The organism is Seohaeicola nanhaiensis, from assembly GCF_042654245.1.
GTDB lineage: Bacteria > Pseudomonadota > Alphaproteobacteria > Rhodobacterales > Rhodobacteraceae > Seohaeicola_A > Seohaeicola_A nanhaiensis.
Map to the genome: position 1 here is coordinate 20,597 of NZ_JBHSGI010000033.1, position 24,660 is coordinate 45,256.

Annotated in this window: 28 protein-coding genes; 15 read left to right on the forward strand and 13 right to left on the reverse strand. The window is 68.0% G+C overall.

Going from position 1 to position 24,660, the window contains the following annotated elements; genetic code table 11:
- Positions 1–24 precede the first annotated feature (24 nt).
- Together ACFO5X_RS21305 and ACFO5X_RS21310 are read left to right on the forward strand one after the other, a co-directional pair.
- On the forward strand, positions 25–1,740 hold the full coding sequence (locus ACFO5X_RS21305) for a tetratricopeptide repeat protein (RefSeq protein ID WP_380722342.1): 1,716 nt from the start codon (positions 25–27) through the stop codon (positions 1,738–1,740).
- Positions 1,727–2,563: a 4-(cytidine 5'-diphospho)-2-C-methyl-D-erythritol kinase gene (locus ACFO5X_RS21310; RefSeq protein ID WP_380721107.1), complete on the forward strand. Its 837-nt coding sequence runs from the start codon at positions 1,727–1,729 to the stop codon at positions 2,561–2,563. The genes ACFO5X_RS21305 and ACFO5X_RS21310 overlap by 14 nt, the downstream gene beginning before the upstream one ends.
- Here ACFO5X_RS21310 and ACFO5X_RS21315 read toward each other — a convergent pair.
- Positions 2,560–3,558, reverse strand: a complete 999-nt coding sequence (locus ACFO5X_RS21315; protein ID WP_380721110.1) for a polyprenyl synthetase family protein — start codon at positions 3,556–3,558, stop codon at positions 2,560–2,562. The genes ACFO5X_RS21310 and ACFO5X_RS21315 overlap by 4 nt on opposite strands.
- Before the next feature lie 56 nt (positions 3,559–3,614).
- Here ACFO5X_RS21315 and ACFO5X_RS21320 point away from each other — a divergent pair, with 56 nt between their 5' ends.
- The 3 genes from ACFO5X_RS21320 to ACFO5X_RS21330 all read left to right on the forward strand — a co-directional run bounded on the left by ACFO5X_RS21320 (position 3,615) and on the right by ACFO5X_RS21330 (position 4,870).
- Positions 3,615–3,830: a putative signal transducing protein gene (locus tag ACFO5X_RS21320; RefSeq protein WP_380721117.1), complete on the forward strand. Its 216-nt coding sequence runs from the start codon at positions 3,615–3,617 to the stop codon at positions 3,828–3,830.
- Positions 3,827–4,588, forward strand: coding sequence for a tRNA1(Val) (adenine(37)-N6)-methyltransferase (locus ACFO5X_RS21325; protein WP_380721120.1), 762 nt, complete (start codon positions 3,827–3,829; stop codon positions 4,586–4,588). Before ACFO5X_RS21320 ends, ACFO5X_RS21325 begins: the two co-directional genes overlap by 4 nt.
- A gap of 117 nt (positions 4,589–4,705) precedes the next feature.
- A complete protein-coding gene (locus ACFO5X_RS21330) occupies positions 4,706–4,870 on the forward strand; it encodes a YdcH family protein (protein WP_380721123.1) in 165 nt (54 codons plus the stop codon).
- Here ACFO5X_RS21330 and yddG read toward each other — a convergent pair.
- The 5 genes from yddG to ACFO5X_RS21355 all read right to left on the reverse strand — a co-directional run bounded on the left by yddG (position 4,867) and on the right by ACFO5X_RS21355 (position 10,030).
- Complete coding sequence (gene yddG, locus ACFO5X_RS21335; protein ID WP_380722344.1) at positions 4,867–5,733, reverse strand: aromatic amino acid exporter YddG; 867 nt, start codon at positions 5,731–5,733, stop codon at positions 4,867–4,869. The genes ACFO5X_RS21330 and yddG overlap by 4 nt on opposite strands.
- An 11-nt stretch (positions 5,734–5,744) precedes the next feature.
- Positions 5,745–6,692 carry a transcriptional regulator GcvA gene (locus ACFO5X_RS21340; RefSeq protein WP_380721126.1) on the reverse strand — a complete coding sequence of 316 codons (948 nt, stop codon included), beginning with the start codon at positions 6,690–6,692 and terminating at the stop codon, positions 5,745–5,747.
- Between the two features lie 288 nt (positions 6,693–6,980).
- Entirely contained in the window at positions 6,981–7,703 is a 723-nt protein-coding gene (gene phbB / locus ACFO5X_RS21345; RefSeq protein ID WP_380721129.1) for an acetoacetyl-CoA reductase, read from the reverse strand.
- A gap of 180 nt (positions 7,704–7,883) precedes the next feature.
- Positions 7,884–9,059, reverse strand: a complete 1,176-nt coding sequence (locus ACFO5X_RS21350; RefSeq protein ID WP_380721132.1) for an acetyl-CoA C-acetyltransferase — start codon at positions 9,057–9,059, stop codon at positions 7,884–7,886.
- Positions 9,060–9,187: 128 nt separating this feature from the next.
- On the reverse strand, positions 9,188–10,030 hold the full coding sequence (locus ACFO5X_RS21355) for an EAL domain-containing protein (protein ID WP_380721135.1): 843 nt from the start codon (positions 10,028–10,030) through the stop codon (positions 9,188–9,190).
- 117 nt (positions 10,031–10,147) lie between these two features.
- Here ACFO5X_RS21355 and ACFO5X_RS21360 point away from each other — a divergent pair, with 117 nt between their 5' ends.
- A complete protein-coding gene (locus ACFO5X_RS21360) occupies positions 10,148–10,714 on the forward strand; it encodes a DNA-3-methyladenine glycosylase I (protein WP_380721138.1) in 567 nt (188 codons plus the stop codon).
- 74 nt (positions 10,715–10,788) lie between these two features.
- Here the strand turns inward: ACFO5X_RS21360 and ACFO5X_RS21365 are convergent, their stop codons facing one another.
- The 4 genes from ACFO5X_RS21365 to ACFO5X_RS21380 form a co-directional block, all read right to left on the reverse strand.
- Positions 10,789–11,148, reverse strand: a complete 360-nt coding sequence (locus ACFO5X_RS21365; protein ID WP_380721141.1) for a hypothetical protein — start codon at positions 11,146–11,148, stop codon at positions 10,789–10,791.
- Positions 11,149–11,233: 85 nt separating this feature from the next.
- Positions 11,234–11,617 carry a hypothetical protein gene (locus ACFO5X_RS21370; protein ID WP_380721143.1) on the reverse strand — a complete coding sequence of 128 codons (384 nt, stop codon included), beginning with the start codon at positions 11,615–11,617 and terminating at the stop codon, positions 11,234–11,236.
- A gap of 65 nt (positions 11,618–11,682) precedes the next feature.
- Complete coding sequence (locus tag ACFO5X_RS21375; RefSeq protein ID WP_380721146.1) at positions 11,683–12,036, reverse strand: hypothetical protein; 354 nt, start codon at positions 12,034–12,036, stop codon at positions 11,683–11,685.
- 135 nt (positions 12,037–12,171) lie between these two features.
- Positions 12,172–12,741: a TlpA family protein disulfide reductase gene (locus tag ACFO5X_RS21380; RefSeq protein WP_380721149.1), complete on the reverse strand. Its 570-nt coding sequence runs from the start codon at positions 12,739–12,741 to the stop codon at positions 12,172–12,174.
- Between the two features lie 22 nt (positions 12,742–12,763).
- Between ACFO5X_RS21380 and argH the strand changes: the two genes are divergently transcribed.
- The 5 genes from argH to ACFO5X_RS21405 all read left to right on the forward strand — a co-directional run bounded on the left by argH (position 12,764) and on the right by ACFO5X_RS21405 (position 19,637).
- The gene (argH, locus tag ACFO5X_RS21385; RefSeq protein WP_380721151.1) at positions 12,764–14,155 is read left to right on the forward strand and encodes an argininosuccinate lyase; all 1,392 of its coding nucleotides are present in this window, start codon (positions 12,764–12,766) and stop codon (positions 14,153–14,155) included.
- A complete protein-coding gene (locus ACFO5X_RS21390; protein ID WP_380721154.1) occupies positions 14,152–14,319 on the forward strand; it encodes an argininosuccinate lyase in 168 nt (55 codons plus the stop codon). Before argH ends, ACFO5X_RS21390 begins: the two co-directional genes overlap by 4 nt.
- A gap of 125 nt (positions 14,320–14,444) precedes the next feature.
- Positions 14,445–15,635: a sugar-transfer associated ATP-grasp domain-containing protein gene (locus tag ACFO5X_RS21395; RefSeq protein WP_380721156.1), complete on the forward strand. Its 1,191-nt coding sequence runs from the start codon at positions 14,445–14,447 to the stop codon at positions 15,633–15,635.
- A 117-nt stretch (positions 15,636–15,752) separates the two neighbouring features.
- On the forward strand, positions 15,753–17,018 hold the full coding sequence (gene lysA, locus ACFO5X_RS21400) for a diaminopimelate decarboxylase (protein ID WP_380721159.1): 1,266 nt from the start codon (positions 15,753–15,755) through the stop codon (positions 17,016–17,018).
- Positions 17,019–17,051: 33 nt separating this feature from the next.
- Positions 17,052–19,637 carry a TIGR02302 family protein gene (locus ACFO5X_RS21405; protein WP_380721162.1) on the forward strand — a complete coding sequence of 862 codons (2,586 nt, stop codon included), beginning with the start codon at positions 17,052–17,054 and terminating at the stop codon, positions 19,635–19,637.
- A gap of 3 nt (positions 19,638–19,640) precedes the next feature.
- Here the strand turns inward: ACFO5X_RS21405 and ACFO5X_RS21410 are convergent, their stop codons facing one another.
- Complete coding sequence (locus ACFO5X_RS21410; RefSeq protein WP_380721165.1) at positions 19,641–20,411, reverse strand: zinc-ribbon domain-containing protein; 771 nt, start codon at positions 20,409–20,411, stop codon at positions 19,641–19,643.
- A gap of 179 nt (positions 20,412–20,590) precedes the next feature.
- Here ACFO5X_RS21410 and ACFO5X_RS21415 point away from each other — a divergent pair, with 179 nt between their 5' ends.
- From ACFO5X_RS21415 to ACFO5X_RS21430, 4 genes are read left to right on the forward strand one after another with little or no spacing between them, the layout of a single operon-like run.
- On the forward strand, positions 20,591–21,268 hold the full coding sequence (locus ACFO5X_RS21415; RefSeq protein WP_380721168.1) for a cell division ATP-binding protein FtsE: 678 nt from the start codon (positions 20,591–20,593) through the stop codon (positions 21,266–21,268).
- Positions 21,265–22,164: a cell division protein FtsX gene (locus tag ACFO5X_RS21420; RefSeq protein ID WP_380721171.1), complete on the forward strand. Its 900-nt coding sequence runs from the start codon at positions 21,265–21,267 to the stop codon at positions 22,162–22,164. The genes ACFO5X_RS21415 and ACFO5X_RS21420 overlap by 4 nt, the downstream gene beginning before the upstream one ends.
- Positions 22,164–22,904, forward strand: a complete 741-nt coding sequence (locus tag ACFO5X_RS21425; protein WP_380721174.1) for a lysophospholipid acyltransferase family protein — start codon at positions 22,164–22,166, stop codon at positions 22,902–22,904. The genes ACFO5X_RS21420 and ACFO5X_RS21425 overlap by 1 nt, the downstream gene beginning before the upstream one ends.
- Positions 22,882–23,496 (forward strand): pyridoxamine 5'-phosphate oxidase family protein, encoded by a 615-nt coding sequence (locus ACFO5X_RS21430; RefSeq protein WP_380721177.1) that lies wholly within the window; start codon positions 22,882–22,884, stop codon positions 23,494–23,496. Before ACFO5X_RS21425 ends, ACFO5X_RS21430 begins: the two co-directional genes overlap by 23 nt.
- On the opposite strand, the gene ACFO5X_RS21435 is transcribed toward ACFO5X_RS21430, so the two are convergent.
- Positions 23,497–23,856: a hypothetical protein gene (locus ACFO5X_RS21435; protein ID WP_380721180.1), complete on the reverse strand. Its 360-nt coding sequence runs from the start codon at positions 23,854–23,856 to the stop codon at positions 23,497–23,499. It abuts the gene before it with no gap.
- Positions 23,853–24,659, reverse strand: coding sequence for an arylamine N-acetyltransferase family protein (locus ACFO5X_RS21440; protein WP_380721183.1), 807 nt, complete (start codon positions 24,657–24,659; stop codon positions 23,853–23,855). The genes ACFO5X_RS21435 and ACFO5X_RS21440 overlap by 4 nt, the downstream gene beginning before the upstream one ends.
- Position 24,660 lies beyond the last annotated feature (1 nt).

Below are 24,660 nucleotides of genomic sequence, written 5' to 3' on the forward strand. Positions count from 1 at the left end.
TCCATCATCCGAGGTAGTCGCGTGATCAAGGCAATATCCAAGGCGGCAGCGCTGGCCGCCGTGTTTTCGACGGTACTCCCCCTTTCGCTGCAGGCCGAATCCGCTTCGGGCGCCTATCTCGCCGGGCGGCAGGCGCTGTTCACCAGCGATTTCGACGCGGCGGCGACCTATTATTCGCGCGCGCTGGCGCGCGACCGGGACAATCCGCAGCTGATGGACAATGTGGTGCTGGCGCAGCTGGCGCTGGGCCAGATCGACCGGGCGCTGCCGGTGGCCGAGCTGATGGAGGCGCGGGGGCAGCGCAGCCAGGTGGCGCATATGGTCATGGTGTCGAGCCTGATCGCCAAGGGCGATTACGACGGCCTGCTGGCGCGCGACCCCGAGACGCTGGGCATCGGCCCGCTGGTGGACGGGCTGCTGAAGGCCTGGGCGCTGATGGGCAAGGGCGACACCGAGGCGGCGAAGGCGGCCTTCGACGATGTGGCCAAGCAGAACGGGCTGCGCAATTTCGCCATGTATCACAAGGCGCTGGCACTGGCGAACGCGGGCGATTTCGAAGGGGCCGAGGCGATCTTTGCCGCAGGCAACGGCGCGCTGTCGCGGATGAGCCGCCGGGCGGCCATCGCGCGCGCCGAGATCCTGTCGCAGCTGGGCAAGAACGAGACGGCCCTGGACGTGCTGGCCGAGGCGTTCAACGCCGGGTTCGATCCGGGCCTGACCAATATCGCCGACCGGCTGGCCGCGGGCGAGACGCTGCCCTTTGACATCGTGACCTCGGTGCAGGACGGGATGTCGGAGGTGTTCTTCTCGATCGGGCAGGCGCTGATGGGCGAGAGCTCGGACGACTATGCGCTGGTTTATGCGCGGATCGCCGGCTATCTGCGGCCCGGCCATATCGACGCGCTGCTGGTGAGCGCGGAACTGCTGGACAACATCAAGCAATACGATCTTGCCGTGGCGACCTATCGCCAGGTGCCGGCGGACAGCCCAGAGCACAGCGCCGCCGAACTGGGCCGCGCCGAGGCGCTGCGCCGCGCGGCCAAGCCCGATGCGGCCATCGAGGTGCTGGAGCGGCTGAGCCTGGATGTCCCGTCGCAGCCGATGGTCTTTTCGGCGCTGGGCGATCTGTATCGCCAGCAGGAGAAATACGAGGCTGCGGTGCGCGCCTATGACAAGGCGATCGAGTTCACCGAAGAGGGCGCGGCGGGCGAATGGTTCCTGCTTTATGCCCGCGGGATCAGCCAGGAGCGGCTGAAGGACTGGGACAAGGCCGAGGCCGACCTGCGCCATGCGCTGGAGCTGAACCCCGAGCAGCCGCAGGTGCTGAACTATCTCGGCTATTCGATGGTCGAGCGGCGCGAGAACCTGGAAGAGGCGCTGGGCATGATCGAGCGGGCCGTCGCGGCACGGCCGGACAGCGGCTATATCCTCGATTCGCTGGGCTGGGTGCAATATCGTCTGGGCCGCTATGACGAGGCGGTCGGGAACATGGAGAAGGCGGTCGAGCTGATGCCGGTCGACGCCGTGGTGAACGACCATCTGGGCGATGTGTTCTGGGCGGTCGGACGCTATCGCGAGGCGCGGTTCCAGTGGCGACGCGCGCTGTCCTTCGTGGACCTGAGCGATCCGGGCAACGAGGCCGACCCGGACCGGATCCGGCGCAAGCTGGAGGTCGGGCTGGACAAGGTGCTGGCCGAGGAAGGCGCACCGCCGCTCAAGGTTGCGAATGGCAGCAAATGAGGTCTTCGCCCCGGCGAAGATCAATCTGACACTGCATGTCACCGGCCAGCGGGGCGATGGCTATCACCTGCTGGATTCGCTTGTGGTCTTTGCCGGGATCGGCGACACGGTGGCGGTTGCGCCCGCCGGGGCGCTGTCGCTGACGGTCGAGGGGCCGGAGGCGGCGGCGCTGTCGGGCGAGGGCGACAATCTGGTCTTGCGGGCGGCGCGGCTGATGGGTGCGGAGCGCGGTGCGGCGATCCGGCTGGTCAAGCGGTTGCCGGTGGCCTCGGGCATTGGCGGCGGCTCGGCCGATGCGGCGGCGGCGCTGCGGGCGCTGGCGCGGCTGTGGGGCGTCGCTCTGCCGGACGAGCGGCAGGTGCTGGGCCTGGGTGCGGATGTGCCGGCCTGTCTGGCCGGGCATCCGGCGCGGATGCGGGGGATCGGCGATGACCTCGCGCCGGTGCCGGGCCTACCTGAAATGGATATCGTGCTGGTCAATCCGGGCGTCGCGGTGCCGACGCCCGAGGTGTTCCGGCGGCTGGAGCGGCGGGACAACCCGCCGATGCCGGCCGAGTTGCCACGCTGGCGCGATGCGGGCGACTTCGCCGGCTGGCTGGCAGAGCAGCGCAACGACCTGCTGGCGCCGGCGCTGGCGGTGGCGCCGGTGATCGGCGAGGTGCTGACGGCGCTGCGCGGCACCGACTGCCTGTTCGCCGGCATGTCGGGATCGGGGGCGACCTGTTTCGCGCTCTATCCGCCGGGGAGTGCGGAGTCCGCGCGGGCGCGGATCGACGGGGCGCATCCCGGATGGTGGAGCGCGGCGGGACCGGTGCTGCGCTAGTTCAGCCGGTCGACCACATAGGCGGCGAGATCGGAGAGCATGTCGCGCACCGGGGCCTCGGGCAGTGCGGCCAGGGCGGCGCGGGCGGTGTCGGCCCAGGCGAAGGCGTCGGCGCGGGTGGCCTCCAGCGCGCCGTGGCGGCGCAGCAGGCCCTGCGCGGTGTCGAGGTCGCCCGGTTCCTGCTTGCCGGTGCCGATGACGCGCTGCCAGAAGGCGCGTTCGCCCTCGTCGGCGGCGGCGATGGCCTTGATCACCGGCAGGGTCAGCTTGCCTTCGCGGAAATCGTCACCGACGTTCTTGCCGGTGGCGGTGCTGTCGCCCTGATAGTCGAGCAGGTCGTCGGCGATCTGGAAGGCGATGCCGAGCGCGTCGCCATAGGCGTGGAGCGCGCGCACCTGGTCCTCGGGCGCGCTGGCGATGACGCCGCCCACCTCGGTTGCGGCCGAGAAGAGCGCCGCCGTCTTGCCGCGCACGATCTGGAGGTAGGTCGACTCGGTCGTGGCCAGGTTGCGGGCGGCGGTGAGTTGCAGCACCTCGCCCTCGGCGATGGTGGCGGCGGCATTGGCGAGGATGTCGAGCACCCGCAGCGAGCCGGTTTCGACCATCAGCTGGAACGAGCGGGCGAAGAGGTAGTCGCCGACCAGGACGCTGGACTGGTTGTCCCAGAGCAGGTTCGCCGTGGGCCGGCCCCGGCGCTGCTGGCTTTCATCGACGACGTCGTCGTGCAGCAGGGTGGCGGTGTGGATGAATTCGACCGTGGCGGCGAGCTTGACGTGATCGTCGCCGCTGTAGCCGCAGAGCCGGGCGGCGGCGAGCGTCAGCATCGGGCGCAGGCGTTTGCCGCCGGCCTCGACCAGATGGGCCGTCACCTCGGGGATGCGCGGGGCATGTTCCGAGGCCATCCGCGCGCGGATGAGTGCGTTGACTGCGGCCAGATCCTCGGCCAGCAGGGCGGCGAGCCTGTCATGCGGTTTCTGAGCTATCACGACGTCCATCGAACTTCCGCTTCAAGGCTCGACAAGGCGCCGGACCTGACCTTACATCCCCAGTCATGAAGGAACTCTTGCGCAGCACCGACCCGACGATCTTTGCCTTTGCCTCGGCCCTTCTTCGGGGCGAGGATATAGACTGCTTTGAGATGGACGTAAACATGAGCGTCCTCGAAGGAGGGTTGGGCATCTTGCCGCGCCGGCTGCTGGTGCGGAGCGAGGATTACGACCGCGCGGCGGTGGTGATGCGCGACAACGGCATCGCGCTGTCGTCGTGAGTTTCGCGGCAGACGAGCTGACCCGCGACGCCTTTCTGCGCGGGCGGATCTGGCTGTATCAGCCGAAGCTTGGGTATCGCGCCGGGATCGACCCGGTGCTGCTGGCCGCGGCGGCGCCGGTGCGGGACGGGCAGGAGGTGCTGGACCTTGGCTGTGGCGCGGGCGCCGCGGCGCTGTGCCTGCTGGCGCGGGTGCCGGGGGCGCGGGTGACCGGGCTGGAGATTCAGCCCGAGTATTGCGAGCTGGCCGAGCGGAATGCGCGTGAGAACGGGGTCGATTTTCACCCGGTTCTGGGCGATGCCGGCGATGGCGGGCGGGCCCTGGCGGGGCGGAACTTTGACCATGTGATCACCAACCCGCCCTATTACCGCGCCGGGGCGCATACGCTGGCGAGCGATGCGGGGCGGCAGAGGGCGCTGGGCGAACAGGTGCCGCTGGCGGACTGGATCGCAACGGCGGCGAAGCGGCTGAAACCGCGCGGCTATCTGCACATGATCCAGCGGCCCGACCGGGTGCCCGACATGCTGGCGGGCTGCGCCGGGCGGCTGGGGTCGCTGGAGCTGTTGCCGCTGGCCCCGCGCGCGGGCCGGGCGCCCGAACTGGTGATCCTGCGGGCGCGCAAGGACGGGCGCGCGGCCTTTCGCCTGCACGCGCCGCTGGTGCTGCATCAGGACGATATGCATCTGGGCAACGGCAAGAATTACAGCCCCGCGATCCTGGCGGTGCAGCGCGATGCGGCGGCGCTGCCCTGGCCGTAGGGTTAAGCGGGAGACCGCCAGTGTAACAGTTTGTTGACCATGATCTTTCCAGGGCGCGTGACAGACTCGGACGAATGTGCTCAACTACAATTGCAAGTTGTTCAAAGGAGGATCGTGATGAGCCTTAGCGCACACCTGACCGAACTGAAGAAAAAGCACGAACATCTGAGCAATGAGGTAGAAAGCGCCCAGCGGCATCCGGGAATGGATCAGCTGGTGCTGGCATCCCTGAAGAAGCAGAAACTGAAGCTCAAGGAAGAGATTCAGCGTCTATCGCACTAGGCGCGTCTGAAGCTGGCGCGCGCTGCGATCAGCGCGCCGCCGGTGATTAGAACGGCGGCGATGGCCAGCGACCAACTGGGCGCAGCCAGGCCGGACACGACCAGCAGCACAGTGGACAGCAGCGGCGCGGCGTATGAGCTGGTGCCGAGCAGCTGGATATCGCCCCGTTTGACGCCGACGTCCCAGACATAGAAGGCCAGCCCCACCGGGCCGAGCCCCAGAGCGATTGTCGCTGCCCAGCCGGCAGGTCCGACGGGCCAGACGGTCTGTTCGAAGGCCAGGTGCAGCGGGGCCGACAGGATCGCCGTGGCGATACAGAAGACCGCGACCGAGGCGGTGGGTGTCGTGCCAAACCGGCGCGAGACGACAGAATAGGTCGACCAGGTGAGCGCGCAGGCGAAGGCCAGCCCATAGCCGGCGGCGTATTGCGTCTGGAACCCGGTGCTGCCGCCGCTGATGATCAGTGCCGCCCCGGCAAAGCCCAGAGCCGCGCCCAACAGGTGCGCGGCGCGCAGTCGTTCGCCCGGCAGCAGGCCCGAGAGCAGCACAATCAGCAGCGGCCAGAGGTAGGCGATGAGCCCGGCCTCGGCCGCAGGCGCCAGGCGCAGGGCCGAGAAATAGAGCGCGTGGTAGCCGAAAAGCCCTAGCGTGCCAAAGGCATAGACAGGCAGCGGCACGGCGCGCAGCTGGGCCAGCCCGCCGGTCGCCATGGTCCAGATCAGCCCCAGCACACCGCCGATGGCGAAGCAGATGGTGTTCAGCAGCAGCGGCGGCACCGGGGCCGAGCCGACGGTGAGCGTGGCGAGCAGCGCCCAGAGCAGGACGGCGACAAAGCCGATGGCGGTGGCGCGGGAGCGGGTCATGGTATGGCGGCTCATGGGGCGGGCACTTCTTCGACGGGGATGATGGTGAGGCCTTCGGTGACGCTGGCGGTCTTGGCGATTTCGGCGAGGATCCAGTCGCGGAAGGCGCGGATCTGGGGACGGTTCTCGCTGCCCTGGGCGCAGATGAAGCGGAACTGCGCGCGGGTGGAGATGGCGACGCCGTAGGGTGCGACGAGGCGGCCTTCGTGGATGTCCTTGATGACCAGCGCGCGGCGGCCCAGCACCACGCCGGCGCCCGCCATGGCGGCATCGACAGCGTGGTCGGCCTGGCTGAAATGCGCGCCTTGGGTGGGGCTGTGGTCGATGCCCACGGCGCGGAACCAGACGGGCCAGTCGCAGGGCGGGTCGAGGAAGGCGATCGAGTCGTCAAAGATCAGCGGCGCGGCGCGCAGGCTGTCGGGGGTCGGATAGCGCTCGGCCAGTTCGGGAGTCATCACCGGGGTCAGCCATTCGTTGGCGAGCGGCAGCGAATAGAGGCCGGAATCGGGGCCGTAGCCAAAGCGGATCGCGACGTCGATATCGTCGCGGTCGACGTCCATGATACGCAGGCTGGCGGAGAAGCGCAGCTCAACCTCTGGATGAGCGCGGGCAAATTCGTAGAGTCGCGGGGCCATCCATTTCGCGGTGAAGGCGGGGCCGGCGGTGACGGTCAGCGTGGTGGTGTCGTGCAGCCGCCGCGCGGCGGCCCAGGCGGCGTTCAGGGCGCGGAAGCCCTCGGCGGTGCCGGGGGCGAGGGCGCGGCCGGCCTCGGTGAGTTCGACGGCGCGGTTAAGGCGGCGGAACAGCGGTTGGCCCAGATGCTCTTCCAGCGACTTGATCTGGAAGGAGAGCGCGGCGGGGGTCACGTGCAGCTCGTCCGCGGCCTTGGCGAAAGACATGTGCCGCGCGGCCGCATCGAAGGCGCGCAGGGCAGTCAGCGGAGGCAGGGCGGCGGACATGGACGGTCAAGTTATTCTTGTGTGAATGCCGGGAAAGTCTCGTTTGTGCGGGGAACTGTCAAGGATGATATTGGGGTCAGTCCAGTTTTGCTGATCCAAGGAAATCCCCCGATGATCGAGATTGCCACCACGACCGTCACCGCCGATGCCTATGTCCGCGCCCATGTGGAACGGGGCCGGGCGATCCGCAGCGCCCTGGCCTGGCTGTTCGGCCGCCGCTGAGCGCCGCGCAGGGCAAACAGAAAGGCCGGTTCGCAGGAACCGGCCTTTTGTATTCGTGGAGCGTGTTCAGCCGAAGAACTGCGCGCCGTTGGCCGAGATGGTCGAGCCGTTGATGAAACCGGCGTCGTCGGAGGCGAGGAAGACCACGCAGCGCGCGATCTCTTCCGGCTCGCCCAGACGGCCGGCCGGGATTTGCGCGATGATCGATTCGCGCACCTTTTCCGGGACCGCCATCACCATGTCGGTGGCGATATATCCCGGGCAGACCGCGTTGGCGGTGATGCCGAACCGCGCGCCTTCCTGGGCGAGGCTGCGCACGATGCCGATGTCGCCGGCCTTGGTGGCGGCATAATTGACCTGGGCGAACTGGCCCTTCTGGCCGTTGATCGAGGAGATCACGATGACGCGGCCGAACTTGCGCTCGCGCATCCCGGACCAGACCGGGTGCACGGTGTTGAAGACGCCGGTGAGGTTGGTGTCGATCACCTCGTGCCACTGCTGCGGGGTCATCTTGTGGAAGGGCGCGTCGCGGGTGATGCCGGCGTTGGCGACCACCACGTCGATGGGGCCGATGTCGGCTTCGACCTTGGCGATGCCTTCCTTGGAGGCGTCGTAATCGGCCGCGTTCCACTTGTAGGTCTTGATGCCGGTTTCTTCGGTAAATTTCGCCGCGGCTTCGTCGTTGCCCGCATAGGTCGCGGCGACGGTATATCCGGCGGCCTTGAGCGCCCTGGAAATCGCCGCGCCGATTCCGCGCGAGCCCCCGGTCACAAGTGCAGTTCTGGCCATGGTCATGTCTCCTCCTTCAGGAATTCCGTTGTAACTCTGTTACCCGTCAGCCTTGAGATACGCAACAATCTTGCGTGATGAAAATTCACGCCACGGTGCCGATCAAAGGGGCATGGGGCATAAATCTTTGGCATGGCACAAAAAAAGGCGCCCGAAGGCGCCTTTCCGTCCGGCCGGTTGTTACGGCCGTTCGACACACATCGCCACGCCCATCCCGCCGCCGATGCAGAGCGTGGCGAGGCCCTTCTTGGCGCCGCGGCGCTGCATCTCGAACAGCAGGGTGTTGAGGATGCGTGCGCCCGAGGCGCCGATGGGGTGGCCGATGGCGATGGCGCCGCCGTTCACGTTGACGATGGACGGATCCCAGCCCATGTCCTTGTTGACCGCGCAGGCCTGGGCGGCGAAGGCTTCGTTGGCCTCGACCAGATCCAGATCCTCGGGCTTCCAGCCGGCCTTGGCCAGCGCCTTGCGGCTGGCGTAGATCGGGCCGACGCCCATGATCGACGGGTCGAGCCCGGCGGTGGCGTAGGAGGCGATGCGGGCGAGCGGGGTGATGCCGCGCTTTTCCGCCTCGGCCGCGCTCATCAGCAGGACGCCGGCGGCGCCGTCGTTGATGCCCGAGGCATTGGCGGCGGTCACCGAGCCGTCCTTGGTGAAGGCCGGGCGCAGTTTCGCCATCGCGTCGAGCGTGGCGCCGTGACGGATGTATTCGTCGCTGTCCATCACCGTCTCGCCCTTGCGGGTCTTGATGGTGAAGGGGATGATCTCGTCGGCGAACTTGCCGGCCTTCTGGGCGGCTTCGGCCTTGTTCTGGCTGGCGACGGCGAATTCGTCCTGCGCCTCGCGGCTGATCTGCCACTGCTGCGCGACGTTCTCGGCGGTCTGGCCCATGTGATAGCCGTTGAAGGCGTCCCAGAGGCCGTCGCGGATCATCGTGTCGATGAAGGACATGTCGCCCATCTTCTGACCGTTGCGCAGGTTCTGCGCATGCGGGCTCATCGACATGTTTTCCTGGCCGCCGGCGGCAACGATCTCGGCATCGCCGAGCTGGATGTGCTGGGCGGCGAGCGCGACGGCGCGCAGGCCCGAGCCGCAGACCTGGTTGATGCTCCAGGCGGCGCTTTCCTTGGGCAGGCCGGCGTTGATATGCGCCTGGCGGGCCGGGTTCTGGCCCTGGGCTGCTGTCAGCACCTGGCCGAGGATGGTCTCGCTGACCTCGCTCTTGTCGATGCCGGCGCGTTCGACGAGGGCCGTCAGGACGGCGGCGCCGAGGTCGTGTGCCGGGGTGTTGGCGAAGGAGCCGCCAAAGCTCCCGACGCCGGTACGCGCGGCCGATGCGATTACTACGTTGGTCATGGTTGCATTTTCCTCTGCAGGGACCGGAGCGCCGTTCTACCTCGCACGTCGCGGTCGGCTTCCGTTCATCCCGCCCCGATCAATAACGGATCGGCGGTCGTGCGGCAACCGGCTGGCGTGCCGCAGGGTCAGGCGGGGCGGCGGGCGTCTTCGGCGACGGCCCAGTCCGGGCGCAGGGTGGGGGCGGCGAAGAGGTGGCCCTGCAGGCATTCGACCCCGGCGCGGACGAGAAATTCGGCATCCTCGACCCGTTCGATGGCATTGGCGATCACCATCATGTCGAATTCGCGCGCCACCGCGACCAGCGCCTTGACCACGGCCTGATTGCCCGAGGAGCGGGCGACGCCGTGCACGAACTGGGCGTCGATCTTGACGGCGTCGAAGAAGAATTCGCGGAACTGGCGGAAACTGGTCTGGCCGCTGCCGAAATTGTCGAGCGCGAAGGCGACGCCGTGGATCTGCAGCCGGTCCATCAGATCGATCACCAACTCGGGGAGGGCGGCGGCCGAAGCCTCGCCGATTTCGAGCATCAGCCGTTCGCCGAGGCGCGGGGCCTGTGCGAGGGAGGATTCGAGCAGGTCGAGCCAGGGCCGGTAGCCGATGGAACGTGCGGAGAGGTTGATCGAGAGCCGCAGGCGGGGGTGGCGCGCAAGGGTGCGCAGGCCGATGTCGAGCGCCTGACGGTCGAGCGTGCGGCCGAGTTCCGTATCCTCGATCAGCGGCAGGGCGTCGCGCAGCGGGAGGATTCGGCCGGTGGCGTCGAAAATGCGGATGAACCCTTCTTGAAAGAGCGCGTCATGGGGCGGCTGGGCGCGGAACACCGGCTGGAAGGCGAGCGCCGTTTCGCCATGGCGGATCGCTGCGGCGAGGGTGTCGATAAGGGCATCATCACGACCTTTCGCGGCCGCGGCGAGGGGGCTTTCCTCGCCCTCGGGCACAGGGCCGCGCGAACGTCTTTGCAAAATGCGCATGGCGCCTCCGGGGTCTGGCCGCTGGCGCCTGGTTTGACCGAGAGAGATGAATCCGGGTTTAACCTTCGGCTTTTCCGGTGTTTTGATGAAACTTGGCCGGGCTGAAGGAGATCGGGGATGCAACGCTGCGACTGGGCGGGGGAGGACCCGATTTATGTGGCTTATCATGACACGGAGTGGGGCGTGCCCGAATACGACAGCCGGGCGTTGTGGGAAAAGCTGATCCTGGACGGGTTTCAGGCCGGGCTGAGCTGGATCACGATCCTTAAAAAGCGCGACAATTTCCGGGCGGCGTTTGCCGGCTTCGACCCGAACGTCGTGGCAGGATGGGGCGAGGCCGAGGTGGCGCGGCTGCTGGGCGATCCGGGGATCATCCGGCACCGCGGCAAGATCGAGGCGACGATCACCAATGCGCGGGCCTGGCAAGGGATCGAGGCGGCGGGCGGGTTCGACCAGTTCCTGTGGGACCGGGTGGGTGGCAAGCCGATCCAGAACGCCTGGGCGAATCGCGGTGAGGTGCCGACCTCCACGGCGCTGTCGGAGCAGATTTCGAAGGACCTGAAGCGCGCGGGGTTCCGGTTCTGCGGGCCGACGATCGTCTATGCCTTCATGGAGGCGGTCGGCATGGTGAACGACCATGTCACGACCTGCCACCGCCATGCCGAGGTGGCGCGGCTGGGGTAGCACGGCGTTTTCCGGCAGGGAACCTGTCCGGATTCCTGCGAGGACTTCCGAATTGGCCTGACCGGCCTGGCGGTTTAGGGCAGCTGCATCACGCCGCTTTTGCCCTTGCCGTATTCGCGGATGAACTCCACCGACTTTCCGGCGATCCGAACGACCTGGCAATCGGTGCCGAGCTGCCGTTTGCCCATGACCGCATTTCGGCAATACATCCGGTTCTGCCAGACCCAGGCGGCGTTGAATTTCTGCTCGAAGATCCGCCCGACGGTGGTGCCGTCGGATTTGACGGTCATCCAGTCCTTGCCCGCAGTCAGTTTCCTGTCGACGACCAGCGCGCGGAAATCGGCCTCGGAATTGATGCGTTTGAAGTTTTCCGCGTGAAGGATGGTGGCGGCAAGCGTGGCGACGCAGGCGAGGCAGAGCGTGGTAATTCGCATGATATTCCCCCGATGAAATGAAATAGGCGCAGTTCAATACGCCAATTCTATCACAGGGCGTGCTTTTTGCCAAAGGCGGAGGACGTCAGATCCCCGCCCGCAGCCGCCAGGCGGCGCGTTCGTCCTGGGAGAGCGCGAGCCGCACGGCAGGGGCCTTGATGTCGGGGAAGCGGATGTGCAGGCCCTGCCGGATGTTGGAGGCCTGCGCGCCGAGCAGGGGGCGGGCCCCGATGTCGCGTCCGAAGGCCCAGACCAGGCCGAAGCCGGCGGCGGTTTCGAGCAGGGCGAAGTGGCCGCTGGCGGCGAGGGTGACGGCGCGGGCGGGCTCCTCGGGGAAGTGGCTTTCCCAGGCGGTGCGGGCGCTGTCCTCGGTCAGGGTCACGGGGATCGACCTGACCTGCAGGTATATCCCGATGGCAATTGCGGCAATTCCGCAGAGGATCATGATGAAAAGAGTATGCGGCGGCACGAGAACCCTCCGCGGGCGATGTTGCTCACGGTTAACGGCGACGTTGCTCGCAGTTCAGGAAATTGTCAAAGCAGTCTTTGCGTTTCCGCCAGGCGGGGTGCGGATTTTTCCAGAAGCCGCGGGTCGGTCTGCCCCAGAAAGTGCAACGCCGCGAGCGGTTCGCCAAAAAGCGCCACCCGGATGTCGGGATTTCGCGACATCACGCGGATGAACCGCCGGGCAATGGAGCGGCCCGGTTCGCTGTCGGCCACGATGGCGATGCGTTTGGCGCGGTTGTGCATCAGGAAAAGGCCGCTGACCAGTTCGCTGATGTTATCAATGACCTCAGGGTCGAATGTGAGCCATTTGATGTCTTCGAGATACACGATTTCGTCCAGAGTACGATGGTATCGGGGGTCGATCTCGAGCCGGTCGAACATCTCGACGGCATCGCGTGCGCGCGGGAAGCCAGAGTAGACGATCTTGGCCGCGTTCAGGTCAGGAAATATGACATAACTGCAGGGCATTTTACTCCCGTTCGGACCGGACCAGTACAGGAGAGACGAAATACCGCCTCAATCTGCCATATCTCCGGTCAGTCTCCGAATGATTTCTTTGGCGCTGTCCGAATTCCAGTCGGCGTCGCCGATCAGGCGCGCGATCTCGTTGCCCTCGGCATCGATCAGGACGCTGACGGGCAGGCCCAGCACGCCCATCTCGCGCGCGACGGCCTGTTTGGGATCCTGATGCCGGGGCAGGTCGGTGACGCCGATCTCGGCGAAGAATTTCCTGATGCCGTCCGGCGAGTTACGCCCGGTGGCCAGCGTCAGCACCTGGAAGCGATCGCCGCCGAGTTCGGTCTGCAGGGCCTGGAGGGCGGGCATTTCCTTGCGGCAGGGGGCGCACCATGTGGCCCAGAAGTTGAGCAGGATCACCTTGCCGCGGAAATCCGCCAATGTGGCGGTGCCGGCATCGTCGGCGAGCTGGAATTCGGCGGTGGAGGCGGGCTGCGGTTCGGCGTGGAAGCTGAGTTTCTTCATGTCGCCGTCGCGCAGCGCCTCGAGCGCGGCGATGTCGGTGGCGGCGGCGGCGTTTGCAGACAACAGCAGGGCCATATAAAGGATCAGGGAACGAACGGGACGCATGATTTCTCCAAGGGCTGCAAGAATGACAGACAAGACCGCCAACCAGATGTGGGGTGGCCGCTTCGCCGCGGGACCCGATGCCATCATGGAGGCGATAAATGCCTCGATCGGGTTTGACAAGCGACTGGCCGGGCAGGATATCGCCGGTTCGCGGGCCCATGCCGCCATGCTGGCGGCGCAGGGCATTGTTAGCGATAGCGATGCCGAGGCGATCCGGGAAGGTCTGCTCACGGTGTTGTCAGAAATCGAGGGCGGCAGCTTTGTTTTCTCGACCGCGCTGGAAGACATTCATATGAATGTGGAATCCCGGCTGAAGGAGATCATCGGAGAGCCCGCGGGGCGGCTGCACACGGCGCGGTCGCGCAACGATCAGGTGGCGACCGACTTCCGTCTGTGGGTGCGCGACCAGTTTGACGCGGCCGAGGGCGGGCTGCTGGCGCTGATCCGCGCCCTTCTGACGCAGGCCGAGGCGGGGGCCGATTGGGTGATGCCGGGCTTTACCCATCTGCAGACCGCGCAGCCGGTGACCTGGGGCCATCACATGATGGCCTATGTCGAGATGTTCGGCCGCGATCTGTCGCGCGTGCGCGATGCGCGCAAGCGGATGAACGAAAGTCCGCTGGGCGCGGCTGCGCTGGCGGGGACGTCGTTTCCGATCGACCGGCACATGACCGCCGCCGCGCTGGGGTTCGATGCGCCCTGCGCCAATTCGCTGGATGCGGTGAGCGACCGTGACTTTGCGCTGGAGTTCCTGTCGGTCGCCTCGATCAGCGCGATGCACCTGTCGCGTTTTGCCGAGGAGCTGGTGATCTGGTCTTCGGCGCAGTTCCGGTTCGTCGCGCTGTCCGACCGGTTTTCGACCGGGTCGTCGATCATGCCGCAAAAGAAGAACCCGGATGCGGCCGAGCTGATCCGCGCCAAGGTGGGGCGCATCTTCGGGGCCAACGTGGCGCTGATGATGGTGATGAAGGGCCTGCCGCTGACCTATTCGAAGGACATGCAGGAGGACAAGGAGCAGGTGTTCGACGCCGCCGACAACTGGATGCTGGCGCTGGCGGCGATGACCGGGATGGTGGCCGACATGACCGCACGGCGCGACAATCTGGCGGCGGCGGCGGGCAGCGGGTTCTCGACCGCGACGGACCTGGCCGACTGGCTGGTGCGGGTGCTGAACCTGCCGTTCCGCGAGGCCCACCATGTGACGGGCAGCCTGGTGGCGCTGGCCGAGAAGAAGGGCTGTGATCTGCCGGACCTGAGCCTGGCCGAGATGCAGGGCGTTCATGCGGGCATCACGCAGGATGTCTTTGCTGTTCTCGGCGTCGAGAATTCGGTAAACTCGCGCATGTCCTATGGCGGGACCGCGCCCGAGCAGGTCCGCGCCCAGATCGACAGGTGGAAAGCGAGGCTGGCATGAAACGTGTGGCGCTTCTTCTGATCCTGCTGGCCGGATGCGGCGCCGACGGCGAGCCGGTCCAGCCGACGATGGCGGCGCGGGTGGGCATCGGCAGTTCCGGCGCCCATGCGGGCGGGGCGGTCGGGCTGAACACCGGGCGGGTCGGGCTGACGGTCGGTTTCTGAGGGCCGGCCTGAACGGTCGGTGACCGCAGCATTTGCGGGATTTCAGAAACAATCGCGCCCAATTCCCGCCATTTTTGCCTGTTACCCGGATTTCCAGACCCTGACCTGGCTGAAGGAGACCGGACATGACCACCGCCACGATGGAGGACAAGGCGCTTCTGGCTGTGCCCGCGCGCCCGGCGCCGCCGCCGGCCTCGCTGATCGTCGAGGTCGCCCGCACCTTCGGGGTCAGCCCGTTCAGGCAGCTGGGCGAGATGACGCGGTTGCATTTCGGCCCCGGCCGGGTGGCGGGGCCCGAGTATTACGCCGCCGGGCTTTACGATCCGGCGATGAGCCCCGATGAGAAGCGGGCCTATGTCGGGCTGAAGGGCAACCAGCGGCTGAACGGCCGCCTGTCGCCGGACGAATTGGTGACGTTGATCGACTTTGTGGCGAACAAGGTGATGTTCACCGCGCTGATCCGCCAGCTGGGCATCGGCACGACCGAGACGCAGGCGGTGGTGTCGAACCTGCGGCAGTATGGAACGCTGCCGAACCCGGGGACGCCCGAGGAACTGGCCCGCTTCCTGCGTGAGGAGGCGCGGTTTCCGCTGTTCGGCAAGCCGACCGTGTTCAGCGGCAGCTACGGGTCGGTGCTGCTGGAGCGGATCGAGGGTGACAGTCTGGTGCTGGGCAACGGGCGGAAGGTGTCGCTGGAGGGGTTCTGCAAGGAGATCTTCGCTGATTACGCCGGAGGCTATGTGTTCCAGACGGCGCTGCGCCAGCATCCCGAGATGGAGGCGATGACGGGCCGCGCGGTCGGGTCGATCCGTATCGTCACGGTGCGCGACGGGGCGGGGCCGGATGTGCTCTATGCGTTGTGGAAGATCCCCTCGCCCGAGGCGATGAGCGACAATTTCTGGCAGGACGGCAGCATGATCGCGCCGCTGGACGTGGCGACGGGGCAGGTCGGGCCGGCACGCACCGGCACCGGGCTGAAGTCGCGCGATATCGCGGTGCATCCTGTGTCGGGCCGCGCCTTCGAGGGCTTTGCGGTGCCGCACTGGCAGGCGGCGCGCGAGGCGGCGATCCGGGCGCATGCGCTGTTCCCGGAGTTCGGCGTGATCGGCTGGGACGTGGCGATTTCGCCCGAGGGGCCGGTGATCATCGAGTGCAACGACAATCCGTTCCACACGCTGTACCAGCTGTCGCATCGGCGTGGCATCCTGAACCCGGCCTTCCTGCCGGTCTTCGACCGGGTGGCCGAGGCGAGCCGGAAGAAGCTGGAGGACCGCAAGGCCCGCGTGAAGGCGGCGAAGGCGCGGCACAAACGCTGAGGGCGGAGCCGAAATCCGGCAAGGATTTTGGACGTTTTCCGTGCCGGAAAACGGCGCTTGGCCGGGGCGCGCGTGCGCGGTGTTGATTGCGCGCCGATTCCGCCGTAAATGCGCGGAATGGATCACTTTCTCTATCGCGACGGCGCGCTCTACGCCGAGGACGTGCCCGTCGCCGAGATTGCCGCGGCGGTTGGCACGCCGTTCTATGTTTATTCGACCGCCACCCTGCTGCGCCATTACCGCCTGTTCGACGAGGCGCTGGCGGGCGTGCCGCATCTGGTCTGCTATGCGATGAAGGCGGCGGGCAATGTCGCCATTGTCAAGACGCTGGGCGACGCCGGGGCTGGGATGGACGTGGTGAGCCAGGGCGAATACCTGCGCGCCCGCGCCGCCGGCGTGCCGGGCGAGCGGATCGTCTTTTCGGGCGTCGGCAAGACCGCAGAGGAGATGCGCACGGCGCTGAGCGGCGGGATTCGCCAGTTCAACGTCGAATCCGAGCCCGAGATGGAGGTGCTGAACGCGGTGGCCCTGTCGCTGGGCACCGTCGCGCCGATCACCATCCGGGTGAACCCGGATGTCGATGCGAAGACCCATGCCAAGATCGCGACCGGCAAGTCCGAGAACAAGTTCGGCATCCCGATCGCGCGGGCGCGCGCAGTCTATGCCCACGCCGCCCGGCTGCCGGGGCTGAAGGTGGTGGGCATCGACGTGCATATCGGCAGCCAGCTGACCGAGCTTGCGCCCTTCGAGCAGGCCTATGCCAAGGTGGCCGAGCTGACCGAGGCGCTGCGCGCGGACGGGCATGTGATCGAGCGGCTGGATCTGGGGGGCGGTCTGGGCATTCCCTATACCCGGTCGAACGTCGCGCCGCCGCTGCCGACGGACTATGGCGCGATGATCCAGCGGACGCTGGGGCATCTGGGCTGCGAGATCGAGATCGAGCCGGGGCGGCTGATCGCGGGGAATGCCGGGCTGCTGGTGTCTTCGGTGATCTATGTGAAGTCGGGCGAGGGTCGGGATTTCCTGATCCTCGATGCGGCGATGAACGACCTGATCCGCCCGGCGATGTATGACGCCCATCACGACATCATCCCGGTTGTCGAACCCGCGCCGGGGACCGAGCAGCGGCCGTTCGACGTGGTGGGGCCGGTCTGCGAGACGGGCGACACCTTTGCCCGGGGCCGCGACCTTCCGCCGGTGGCGGCGGGCGATCTGGTCGCCTTCCGCAGCGCGGGGGCCTATGGCGCGGCGATGGCGAGCGAATACAACGCCCGTCCGCTGGTGCCCGAGGTGCTGGTGAACGGCGATCAATTCGCGGTTATCCGCCGACGGCCGACCTTTGACGAAATGATAAATCGCGATACTATACCCTCGTGGCTCTAGCGCGCCTCAGCGCCGGACCACAAGGAGACCCGTATGGCCCCATCCCCCGGCCCTGATCCCGCGCTGCGCGCCCTGCGCCTGCCGCTGGCGCTGACCCGCGCCGGGATGGTGGCCGAGCAGGTGCTGCGGGCGTTCTGGCCGTTGATGACCGTGATCATGCTGGCGCTGGCCGTGCTGATGCTGGGCCTGCACGATATGGTGTCGGTCGAGGTGGTCTGGGGCGGCGGCGTTCTGGTGGCGCTGGGCCTTTTCGGGACGCTGATCTGGGGCATTCGCACATTCCACTGGCCGACGCGCGCCGAGGCGCTGGCGCGGCTGGACGAGACTCTGCCGGGGCGGCCGATCCAGGCGCTGATGGACCGGCAGGTGATCGGCGAGAGCGATGCGGCCTCGGCCGCCGTCTGGCGCGCGCATCAGGCGCGGATGGCGGCGCGGGCGGCCAATGCCCGGCCGGTGCGGCCGAACGTGCGGCTGTCGCGCGCCGATCCCTTCGCGCTGCGCCATATCGCGACGCTGGCGCTGGCGGTGGCGATCATCTTCGGGTCGGTCTGGCGGGTTGGCACGGTGGCCGAGATGACTCCCGGTTCAGCGCAGGCGGCAAGCGGGCCGACCTGGGAGGGCTGGATCGAGCCGCCGCGCTATACCGGCAAGCCGACGATCTATCTGGCGGATATTCAGGGCGACCGGCTGGACATCGCGCAGGGCAGCAAGATCACGCTGCGGTTCTATGGCGAGGTCGGCGCGCTGACGCTGGCCGAGACGGTGTCGGGCCGGGTCGGCGCGCTGCCCCCCGCCTCGGACGTGGCGCAGGAATTCACTGTGGTGCAGGACGGCGAACTGCGCATCGACGGGCCGGGCGGCAAGACCTGGAAGGTCTCCGTCGTGGCCGATGCGCCGCCTACGGTCGGGGTCGCGGGGCCGCCCGAGGCCGAGGCGATGGGCACGATGACGCTGCCCTTCACGGCGAGCGACGATTATGGTGTGGTGGGCGGCACGGCGGTGATCGCGCTGGATCTGGGCGCGGTCGACCGGCGCTATGGGCTGACGGCCGAGCCGGATGCGCGCGAGGCGATCAGCGTGCCGCTGCCGATGCCGATTGCGGGCGACCGGGCGGAGTTCACCGAGAAGCTGATCGAGGATTTCTCGGAGCACCCCTGGGCCAATATGCCGGTGACCTATACCCTGAGCGTGCAGGACGCGGCGGGGCAAAGCGGGCAGAGCGAGGTCTATTCGGCGACGCTGCCGGGGCGGCGGTTCTTCGATCCGCTGGCGGCGGCGGTAATCGAACAGCGCCGCGATCTGCTGTGGTCGCGGGACAATGCGCGGCGCGTGTCGCAGATGCTGCGCGCGGTGAGCTACAAGCCCGAGGATATCTTCCGGTCGGAAACCGCCTATCTGCGGATGCGGGTGATCCTGCGGCGGCTGGATGCGCTGTCGCGCGATGGGTTGCAGGCCGAGCATCAGACCGAGATGGCCAAGGCGCTGTGGGATCTGGCGGTGCTGCTGGAGGATGGCGACCTGTCGGACGCGCTGGAGCGGTTGCGGCGGGCGCAGGAGCGGCTGACCGAGGCGATGAAGAACGGCGCCTCGGATCAGGAGATCGCCGAGCTGATGCAGGAGCTGCGCAGGGCGAGCGACGATTACATCCGTCAGCTGTCGCGGCAGGCGCAGAACGAAAACCAGAATGGGGCGGACCAGCCGAATTCGGGCAGCGACCCGAATTCGATGCAGATGACGCAGAACGATCTGCAGAAGATGATGGACCGCATTCAGGAGTTGATGGAGCAGGGCCGGATGGCCGAGGCGCAGCAGGCGCTGGAAGAGCTGCAGCAGCTGATGGAGAACATGCGCGTGACCCAGGGGCAGGGCGGTGGCCAGTCCCAGGGGCAGCAGGCGATGGAGGGGCTGGCCGAGACGCTGCGCAACCAGCAGGGCCTGTCGGACGACGCCTTCCGCGATCTGCAGGAACAGTTCAATCCGGGCGCGAACGCGGGCCAGAACCAGGGCAACGAGGGCCGCAACGGCGGTCAGGGCCGGGGGCAGAGCCACGAGGGCCAGGGCGGCCGGGGCGAGGGCCAGGCGCAGAATGACGGCGAGGGCCAGCAGGGCGGCGGCGAGGGGCAGGACCTGCAAGGGTCGCTGGCCGACCGCCAGCAGGCGCTGCGCCGCGAGCTGGACCGCCAACAGGGCAGTCTGCCGGGTGCCGGCACGCCCGAGGGCGACGCCGCGCGCGATGCGCTGGGCCGCGCCGGGCGGGCGATGGACGATGCCGAGCAATCGCTGCGGCAGGACGATCTGGCCGGGGCCATCGACAACCAGTCCGAGGCCATGGAAGCGCTGCGCGAGGGGATGCGGGCGCTGGGCGAGGCGATGGCGCAGGAACAGCAGCAGCCGGGGCAGGGCACGGCCGAGGGCTCGCAGCGGGCGCGCAACCGTGACCCGCTGGGCCGCGATGCGGGATCGAACGGGTCGATCGGCACGGAAGAGAGCCTGTTGCAGGGCGAGGATGTCTATCGCCGGGCGCGGGAACTGCTGGACGAGATCCGCCGGCGCAGCGGCGACACCTCGCGCCCGCAGGTCGAGCTGGACTACCTGAGGCGCCTGCTCGACCGGTTCTGAGGTCTAGCGCGGGACGTAGGCGGCGAGCTTGGAGTCGATCCAGAGCCGCGCGGCATTCACTGTTTCGACATAGCTTTGCAGCGCCGGCGCGGTTGCCGGCACCGCCTTGGCAATCGCGTCGGCCTGGAGGTAGACCACCACCAGCAGCGCGGCGAGCACGAGGACGAGGCTGAAGCCGCGCATGAAGCCGCTGCGCCGGGGCGGTGCGGCGACCGGGAAGTCGACCTTGGCCTGTTCGGGCGCGGGCTGCGGCGCGGGCTTGTCGCTGGCGGTGAGCGTCGAGTTGATCTCTTCCACATCGGGCAAAAGGCGGCTGCGGGGCCGGTCGGGGGCGGGGGGCGGCGTCTCGCCGCGCAGGCGGGCCATGCGGTCGCGCGCCTCGCGCCCGGCGTTCGAAGGCTCGGAGGGCGGCAGCGAGTCGAGGCCGAGGTCGCCCTGGCTTTCCAGCGTTTCGCCCTCGCGCGCGCGCAGGCGGCTTTCGTGGGCGGCCTCTTCGCGCAGGATCTCGGCGACATCGGGGTCGATCTGGCGCGGCGTCGGGGCGCGGGTCTCGGGGCGCGGCGGCGCGGGGTCCGGCCGCGGCGGCGGTGGCGGCGGGGGAGGAGGCGGCGGCTCGGGCGCTGCTTCGGGTTCAGGCTCGTCCAGCGGATAGTCGGGATGCGCCTGAAACCAAGTGTCGCCGCAGTTCGAACACTGGACGTCCCGCCCGTCGGCCGGGATCACCTCGTCGGGGACCTCGTACTGCGCGCCGCAATTCGGGCATGTGATACGCATCGGGCACTCCTGCTATGGTAAACTGCCTGTGTGTTCTTTTTCGGGACACCTTAAGCAAATGTCGCTGCCGCGAAAAGTGACTTTCGCCGGGAGCCGCAACTGAGCGCGCCGGCGTTGCAAATGCGCGTTGAACCACAGCGCGTTCTTCGGCAAAAGGTCGGACGAAAGCAGGTGCAGGCGTGATCACTCTCGACAATGTGGGATACAGCTATGGCGGCGGCGATCTGCTGAGCGACGTCAGCATGCGGCTGAACCCCGGTTCGTTCCATTTCCTGACCGGCCCTTCGGGCGCGGGCAAGACCACGCTGCTGAAGCTGTGCTATGGCGCGCTGATGCCGACGCGGGGGCAGGTGACGCTGTTCGATGCCGACCTGCGGGCGCTGGACCGCGACCAGATGGCGCTGATGCGGCGGCGGATCGGCGTGGTGCATCAGGACTGCCGGTTTCTGGACCATCTGCCCCTGCGCGAGAACATCGCGCTGCCGCTGACCGTTTCGGGCCGCGACGTGGCGGCGGAGGGTGAGAACCTTTCCGAGCTGATGCAATGGGTGGGGCTGGCCGGCCGGGCCGATGCGCTGCCGCCGGAGCTGTCGGGCGGGGAGCGGCAGCGGGCGGCGCTGGCGCGCGCGGTCATCATGTCGCCCGATGTGATCATCGCGGACGAGCCGACCGGCAACGTCGACTGGGAGATGTCGCAGCGGCTGCTGACCCTGCTGATCGAGCTGAACAGGATGGGCAAGGCGGTGCTGGTGGCGAGCCACGATCTGGCGCTGATCCGCGCGGCCAAGAGCCAGGTGCAGGCGCGGGTGCTGCGGATTTCCAACCACCGGTTGCAGCTGGCGGGGGCGGACCTGTGAGCGCGGGGACGATCCGCACGCTGCTGATGGGCGATGCGCAGGCCGCACGGGTGGTGCCGCCCTCGGGCGCGACGGCGCATCTGACGCTGTTCGCGGCGGGGGCGATGGCCTTTCTGGCGGTCTTTGCGCTGGCGCTTTCGCTGGCGTCGGGGCGGCTGGCGGATCGCTGGGCCGAGGAGCTGGCGCGCAGCGCGACGCTGCGCATCAGCGCGCCGGCCGACCAGCGTGCGGCGCAGACCGCCGCCGCGCTGGCGATCCTGGCCCAGACGCCGGGTGTGGCCAGCGCCCGTGCGCTGACGAGCGAGGAACAGGCGGCGCTGCTGGCGCCCTGGTTCGGGGCGGATGTGCCGATCGAGGCGCTGCCGGTGCCGCAGCTGATCGAGGTGATCGGCGATGCTGATGGATACGATGCCGCGGGGCTGCGGCTGCGCCTGTCGGCCGAGGTGCCGGGCGCGATCCTGGACGATCACACGCGGTGGCGGCGGCCTCTGGTCGAGGCCGCCAACAGCCTGCGGCGGCTGGCGGTGATCTCGGTCCTGCTGATCGGGGGCGCGACGGCGGCGATGATCACGCTGGCGGCCAATGCGGCTCTGGCGGCCAATGCGCAGGTGATCGAGGTGCTGCGGCTGGTGGGCGCGCGCGACCGTTATATCGCGCAGGCCTTCGTGCGCCGCTTTACCCTGCGCGCGCTGATCGGCGCGGGCGTCGGCATGGCGGCGGGGATGCTGGGGGTGGCGCTGCTGCCCGAAGCCTCGGACGAGGGCGGGTTCCTGACCGGTCTCGGCTTTCAGGGCGCCGGCTGGCTGGTGCCGCTGCTGATCCCGCCGCTGGGGGCGCTGGTGGCCTTTGCGGCCACCTGGTATGCGGCGCGCCGCCGTCTTGGAGAGCTGAGCTGATGGCCTATGCGTTTCAATGGATCCGGTCGCTGATCTTCATCGTGACGATCTATGCCGGGATGCTGGTTCTGGGCATCGTCTTTGCCCCCTTCGCGCTGTTCACGCGCGAGGCGGCCTTCATGGCCTGCAAGAGCTTCTGCGTCTGGACGCGGTGGAACGCGCGCTGGATGATCGGGCTGCGCACCGAGGTGCGGGGGCCGGTGCCGGAGGGCGAGGTGATCGTCGCGGCCAAGCACCAGTCGTTCCTGGATATCCTGCTGATCTTCCAGACCGTGCCGCGCGCAAAGTTCATCATGAAGAAAGAGCTGATGTGGACGCCGATCATCGGGCTGTATGCCAAGCGGGTCGGCTGCATTCCGGTGGACCGGGGCCGGAAGGGCGCGGCGATTGCGAAGATGGTGAAGGACGTGGCGAAGGAATTCACCGATCCCGGCCAGCTGGTGATCTATCCGCAGGGCACCCGTGTCGCGCCGGGCGCCAAGCTGCCCTACAAGGCAGGGACGGCGGTGCTGTACGAGGCGCTGGCCGAGCCATGTTATCCGGCGGCGACCAATGTGGGGCTGTTCTGGCCGCGCAAAGGCATCCTGCGCAAGCCGGGGCTGGCGGTGGTGGAGTTCCTGGACCCGATGCCGCCGGGAATGGCGCGCGCGGCCTTCATGGCCGAGCTTGAATCGCGGATCGAGACCCGGTCGGACATGCTGATGAAGGAGGCCGGATTTGACCCAGAGCGCCTACGTTGAGGATATCGCCTCGCTGGAAGCGCTGTATGGCACGCCGCCCCAGGCGGCGCTGGTCAAGGTCGCCCGGCGGATGACGCCGGCCTATCGGCGGTGGATCATGGAATCGCGGCTTTGCGTGCTGTCGACGGTCGGGCCCGAGGGCACCGACGGCAGCCCGCGCGGCGACGAGGGGCCGGTGGTGGCAGAGCTGGATCCGGGAACGCTGGCGATGCCGGACTGGCATGGCAACAACAGGCTGGATTCGCTGCGCAATATCGTGCGGGACGGGCGGGTGTCGCTGATGTTCATGGTGCCGGGATCGGCCAATGTGATGCGGGTGAACGGCACCGCGCGGCTGAGCACGGATGAGGCTTTGCGCCGGCTGTTCGAGAAGAAGGGGCGGCTGCCGACGACGGTGATCGTGATCGCCATAGCCGAGATCTACAGCCAGTGCGCCCGGGCGCTGCTGCGGTCGGGCACCTGGGGCGACGTGCAACCGCCCGAGGGGCTGCCGACCTCGGGGCAGATCCTGACCGAGATGACGAATGGCGGCATCGACGGCGACGCCTACGATCAGGCCTGGCCGGCGCGGGCGGCGCAGACGATGTGGTGATCAGCCGTTGACCGGCGGCAGGGTGATGCGCGTCGGTTGTGGCGGCGCGGGGTCCGGGTGAGAGAGCCGGGCCAGCGCGATGATGACGATCACGAGGATCACCAGCAGGCCGGCCACCAGCGCGGGCAGGCGCACCAGCCAGCGGCGCAGCGGCGCGTGGTCCTGGTTGCGCCCGGCCAGCCAGACGGCGGAGGCAAAGGCGCCCGCGACGATCTGCCAGCCGAAGAAGGCCATCAGCCGGTTCAGGCCGCGGGTGAAGCCGTCGCCCGCGCTTTCGATGCTGAGGAAGGCCGCGACGGAGGCGGCATAGGCCAGCGCCCAGCCGGCCAGAAGCACCCAGATCAGCGCCTTGCGGGTCATTGTGGCGCCGCTTCGATCCGCGCCCAGGCGGGGCGCAGGATGTCGTCGCCGATGGCGAGGTTCAGGCGGTCGCGGACCAGCGTGGCGAAGGCGGCGAAATCGGGCAGGGGCGCGCGGGTCTGAGTGTCGGGGCCGTGCAGCGTGACCATGCGGTCGAAGACGCCGATGCGGGTGGCGCCGTCGTAGCCCGCGAGCATCAGGTGGTTGGGGAAGACGGTCATCGGCCAGTTGGCGCAGAGCCAGTTGGCGGCCTGCAGCTCGGTCTCGCCCATGAAGGCGTCGTCGAAGCCGTAGAGCGAAGCCCAGCTGTCGCCGTTCAGACGCTCGACCACGGTTTCGCCGCTGATCGGGTCGCTCACCAGCCGGTAGGTGCCGTTGGGCGCCTCCTGCGGGCCGGTGAGGCCGATTTCCAGCGGGGCGAGGGGGCTGTGGCCGCCAAAGCCCGCGTCGGCGAGCCAGTCGCGACCCTCCAGCGTGACGCGAAGTACGAGGTGGGTGCGCGCGCCGCCCTGGGGGGCGCCGTTGCGGACGCGGCCCAGCGTCGGGCGGAGGTCATAGCCAAGGGCGGTGAGGGCGGCGGCGAAGAGGCCGTTCAGCTCGAAACAATAGCCACCGCGCTGGCGGCGCACCAGCTTTTCGAAGGTCGCCGAGAGGTCGGGCGTGATGCCGAGAAACGGGTCGAAGGTTTCGAAGGGGATCGCCCGCATCTGCGCCACTTGCAGAGCGCAGAGCGCGGCCACGGAGGGCGCGGAAATGTCCGCGCCCACACGGGCCCGCCAGGCGTCGAGATCGAACCCCTGCATC

What these genes read in the sequence shown, in the direction of transcription:
- yddG (WP_380722344.1), bottom strand. Translation starts at nt 5,733, where the DNA reads ATGACCCGCTCCCGCGCCACCGCCATCGGCTTTGTCGCCGTCCTGCTC.
- phbB (WP_380721129.1), bottom strand. Translation starts at nt 7,703, where the DNA reads ATGGCCAGAACTGCACTTGTGACCGGGGGCTCGCGCGGAATCGGCGCG.
- ACFO5X_RS21405 (WP_380721162.1), top strand. Translation starts at nt 17,052, where the DNA reads ATGGCCCCATCCCCCGGCCCTGATCCCGCGCTGCGCGCCCTGCGCCTG.
- ACFO5X_RS21330 (WP_380721123.1), top strand. Translation starts at nt 4,706, where the DNA reads ATGAGCCTTAGCGCACACCTGACCGAACTGAAGAAAAAGCACGAACAT.
- ACFO5X_RS21380 (WP_380721149.1), bottom strand. Translation starts at nt 12,741, where the DNA reads ATGCGTCCCGTTCGTTCCCTGATCCTTTATATGGCCCTGCTGTTGTCT.
- lysA (WP_380721159.1), top strand. Translation starts at nt 15,753, where the DNA reads ATGGATCACTTTCTCTATCGCGACGGCGCGCTCTACGCCGAGGACGTG.
- ACFO5X_RS21365 (WP_380721141.1), bottom strand. Translation starts at nt 11,148, where the DNA reads ATGCGAATTACCACGCTCTGCCTCGCCTGCGTCGCCACGCTTGCCGCC.
- argH (WP_380721151.1), top strand. Translation starts at nt 12,764, where the DNA reads ATGACAGACAAGACCGCCAACCAGATGTGGGGTGGCCGCTTCGCCGCG.
- ACFO5X_RS21395 (WP_380721156.1), top strand. Translation starts at nt 14,445, where the DNA reads ATGACCACCGCCACGATGGAGGACAAGGCGCTTCTGGCTGTGCCCGCG.
- ACFO5X_RS21355 (WP_380721135.1), bottom strand. Translation starts at nt 10,030, where the DNA reads ATGCGCATTTTGCAAAGACGTTCGCGCGGCCCTGTGCCCGAGGGCGAG.
- ACFO5X_RS21410 (WP_380721165.1), bottom strand. Translation starts at nt 20,411, where the DNA reads ATGCGTATCACATGCCCGAATTGCGGCGCGCAGTACGAGGTCCCCGAC.
- ACFO5X_RS21375 (WP_380721146.1), bottom strand. Translation starts at nt 12,036, where the DNA reads ATGTTCGACCGGCTCGAGATCGACCCCCGATACCATCGTACTCTGGAC.
- ACFO5X_RS21310 (WP_380721107.1), top strand. Translation starts at nt 1,727, where the DNA reads ATGGCAGCAAATGAGGTCTTCGCCCCGGCGAAGATCAATCTGACACTG.
- ACFO5X_RS21440 (WP_380721183.1), bottom strand. Translation starts at nt 24,659, where the DNA reads ATGCAGGGGTTCGATCTCGACGCCTGGCGGGCCCGTGTGGGCGCGGAC.
- ACFO5X_RS21425 (WP_380721174.1), top strand. Translation starts at nt 22,164, where the DNA reads ATGGCCTATGCGTTTCAATGGATCCGGTCGCTGATCTTCATCGTGACG.
- ACFO5X_RS21360 (WP_380721138.1), top strand. Translation starts at nt 10,148, where the DNA reads ATGCAACGCTGCGACTGGGCGGGGGAGGACCCGATTTATGTGGCTTAT.
- ACFO5X_RS21320 (WP_380721117.1), top strand. Translation starts at nt 3,615, where the DNA reads ATGAAGGAACTCTTGCGCAGCACCGACCCGACGATCTTTGCCTTTGCC.
- ACFO5X_RS21340 (WP_380721126.1), bottom strand. Translation starts at nt 6,692, where the DNA reads ATGTCCGCCGCCCTGCCTCCGCTGACTGCCCTGCGCGCCTTCGATGCG.
- ACFO5X_RS21435 (WP_380721180.1), bottom strand. Translation starts at nt 23,856, where the DNA reads ATGACCCGCAAGGCGCTGATCTGGGTGCTTCTGGCCGGCTGGGCGCTG.
- ACFO5X_RS21390 (WP_380721154.1), top strand. Translation starts at nt 14,152, where the DNA reads ATGAAACGTGTGGCGCTTCTTCTGATCCTGCTGGCCGGATGCGGCGCC.
- ACFO5X_RS21315 (WP_380721110.1), bottom strand. Translation starts at nt 3,558, where the DNA reads ATGGACGTCGTGATAGCTCAGAAACCGCATGACAGGCTCGCCGCCCTG.
- ACFO5X_RS21350 (WP_380721132.1), bottom strand. Translation starts at nt 9,059, where the DNA reads ATGACCAACGTAGTAATCGCATCGGCCGCGCGTACCGGCGTCGGGAGC.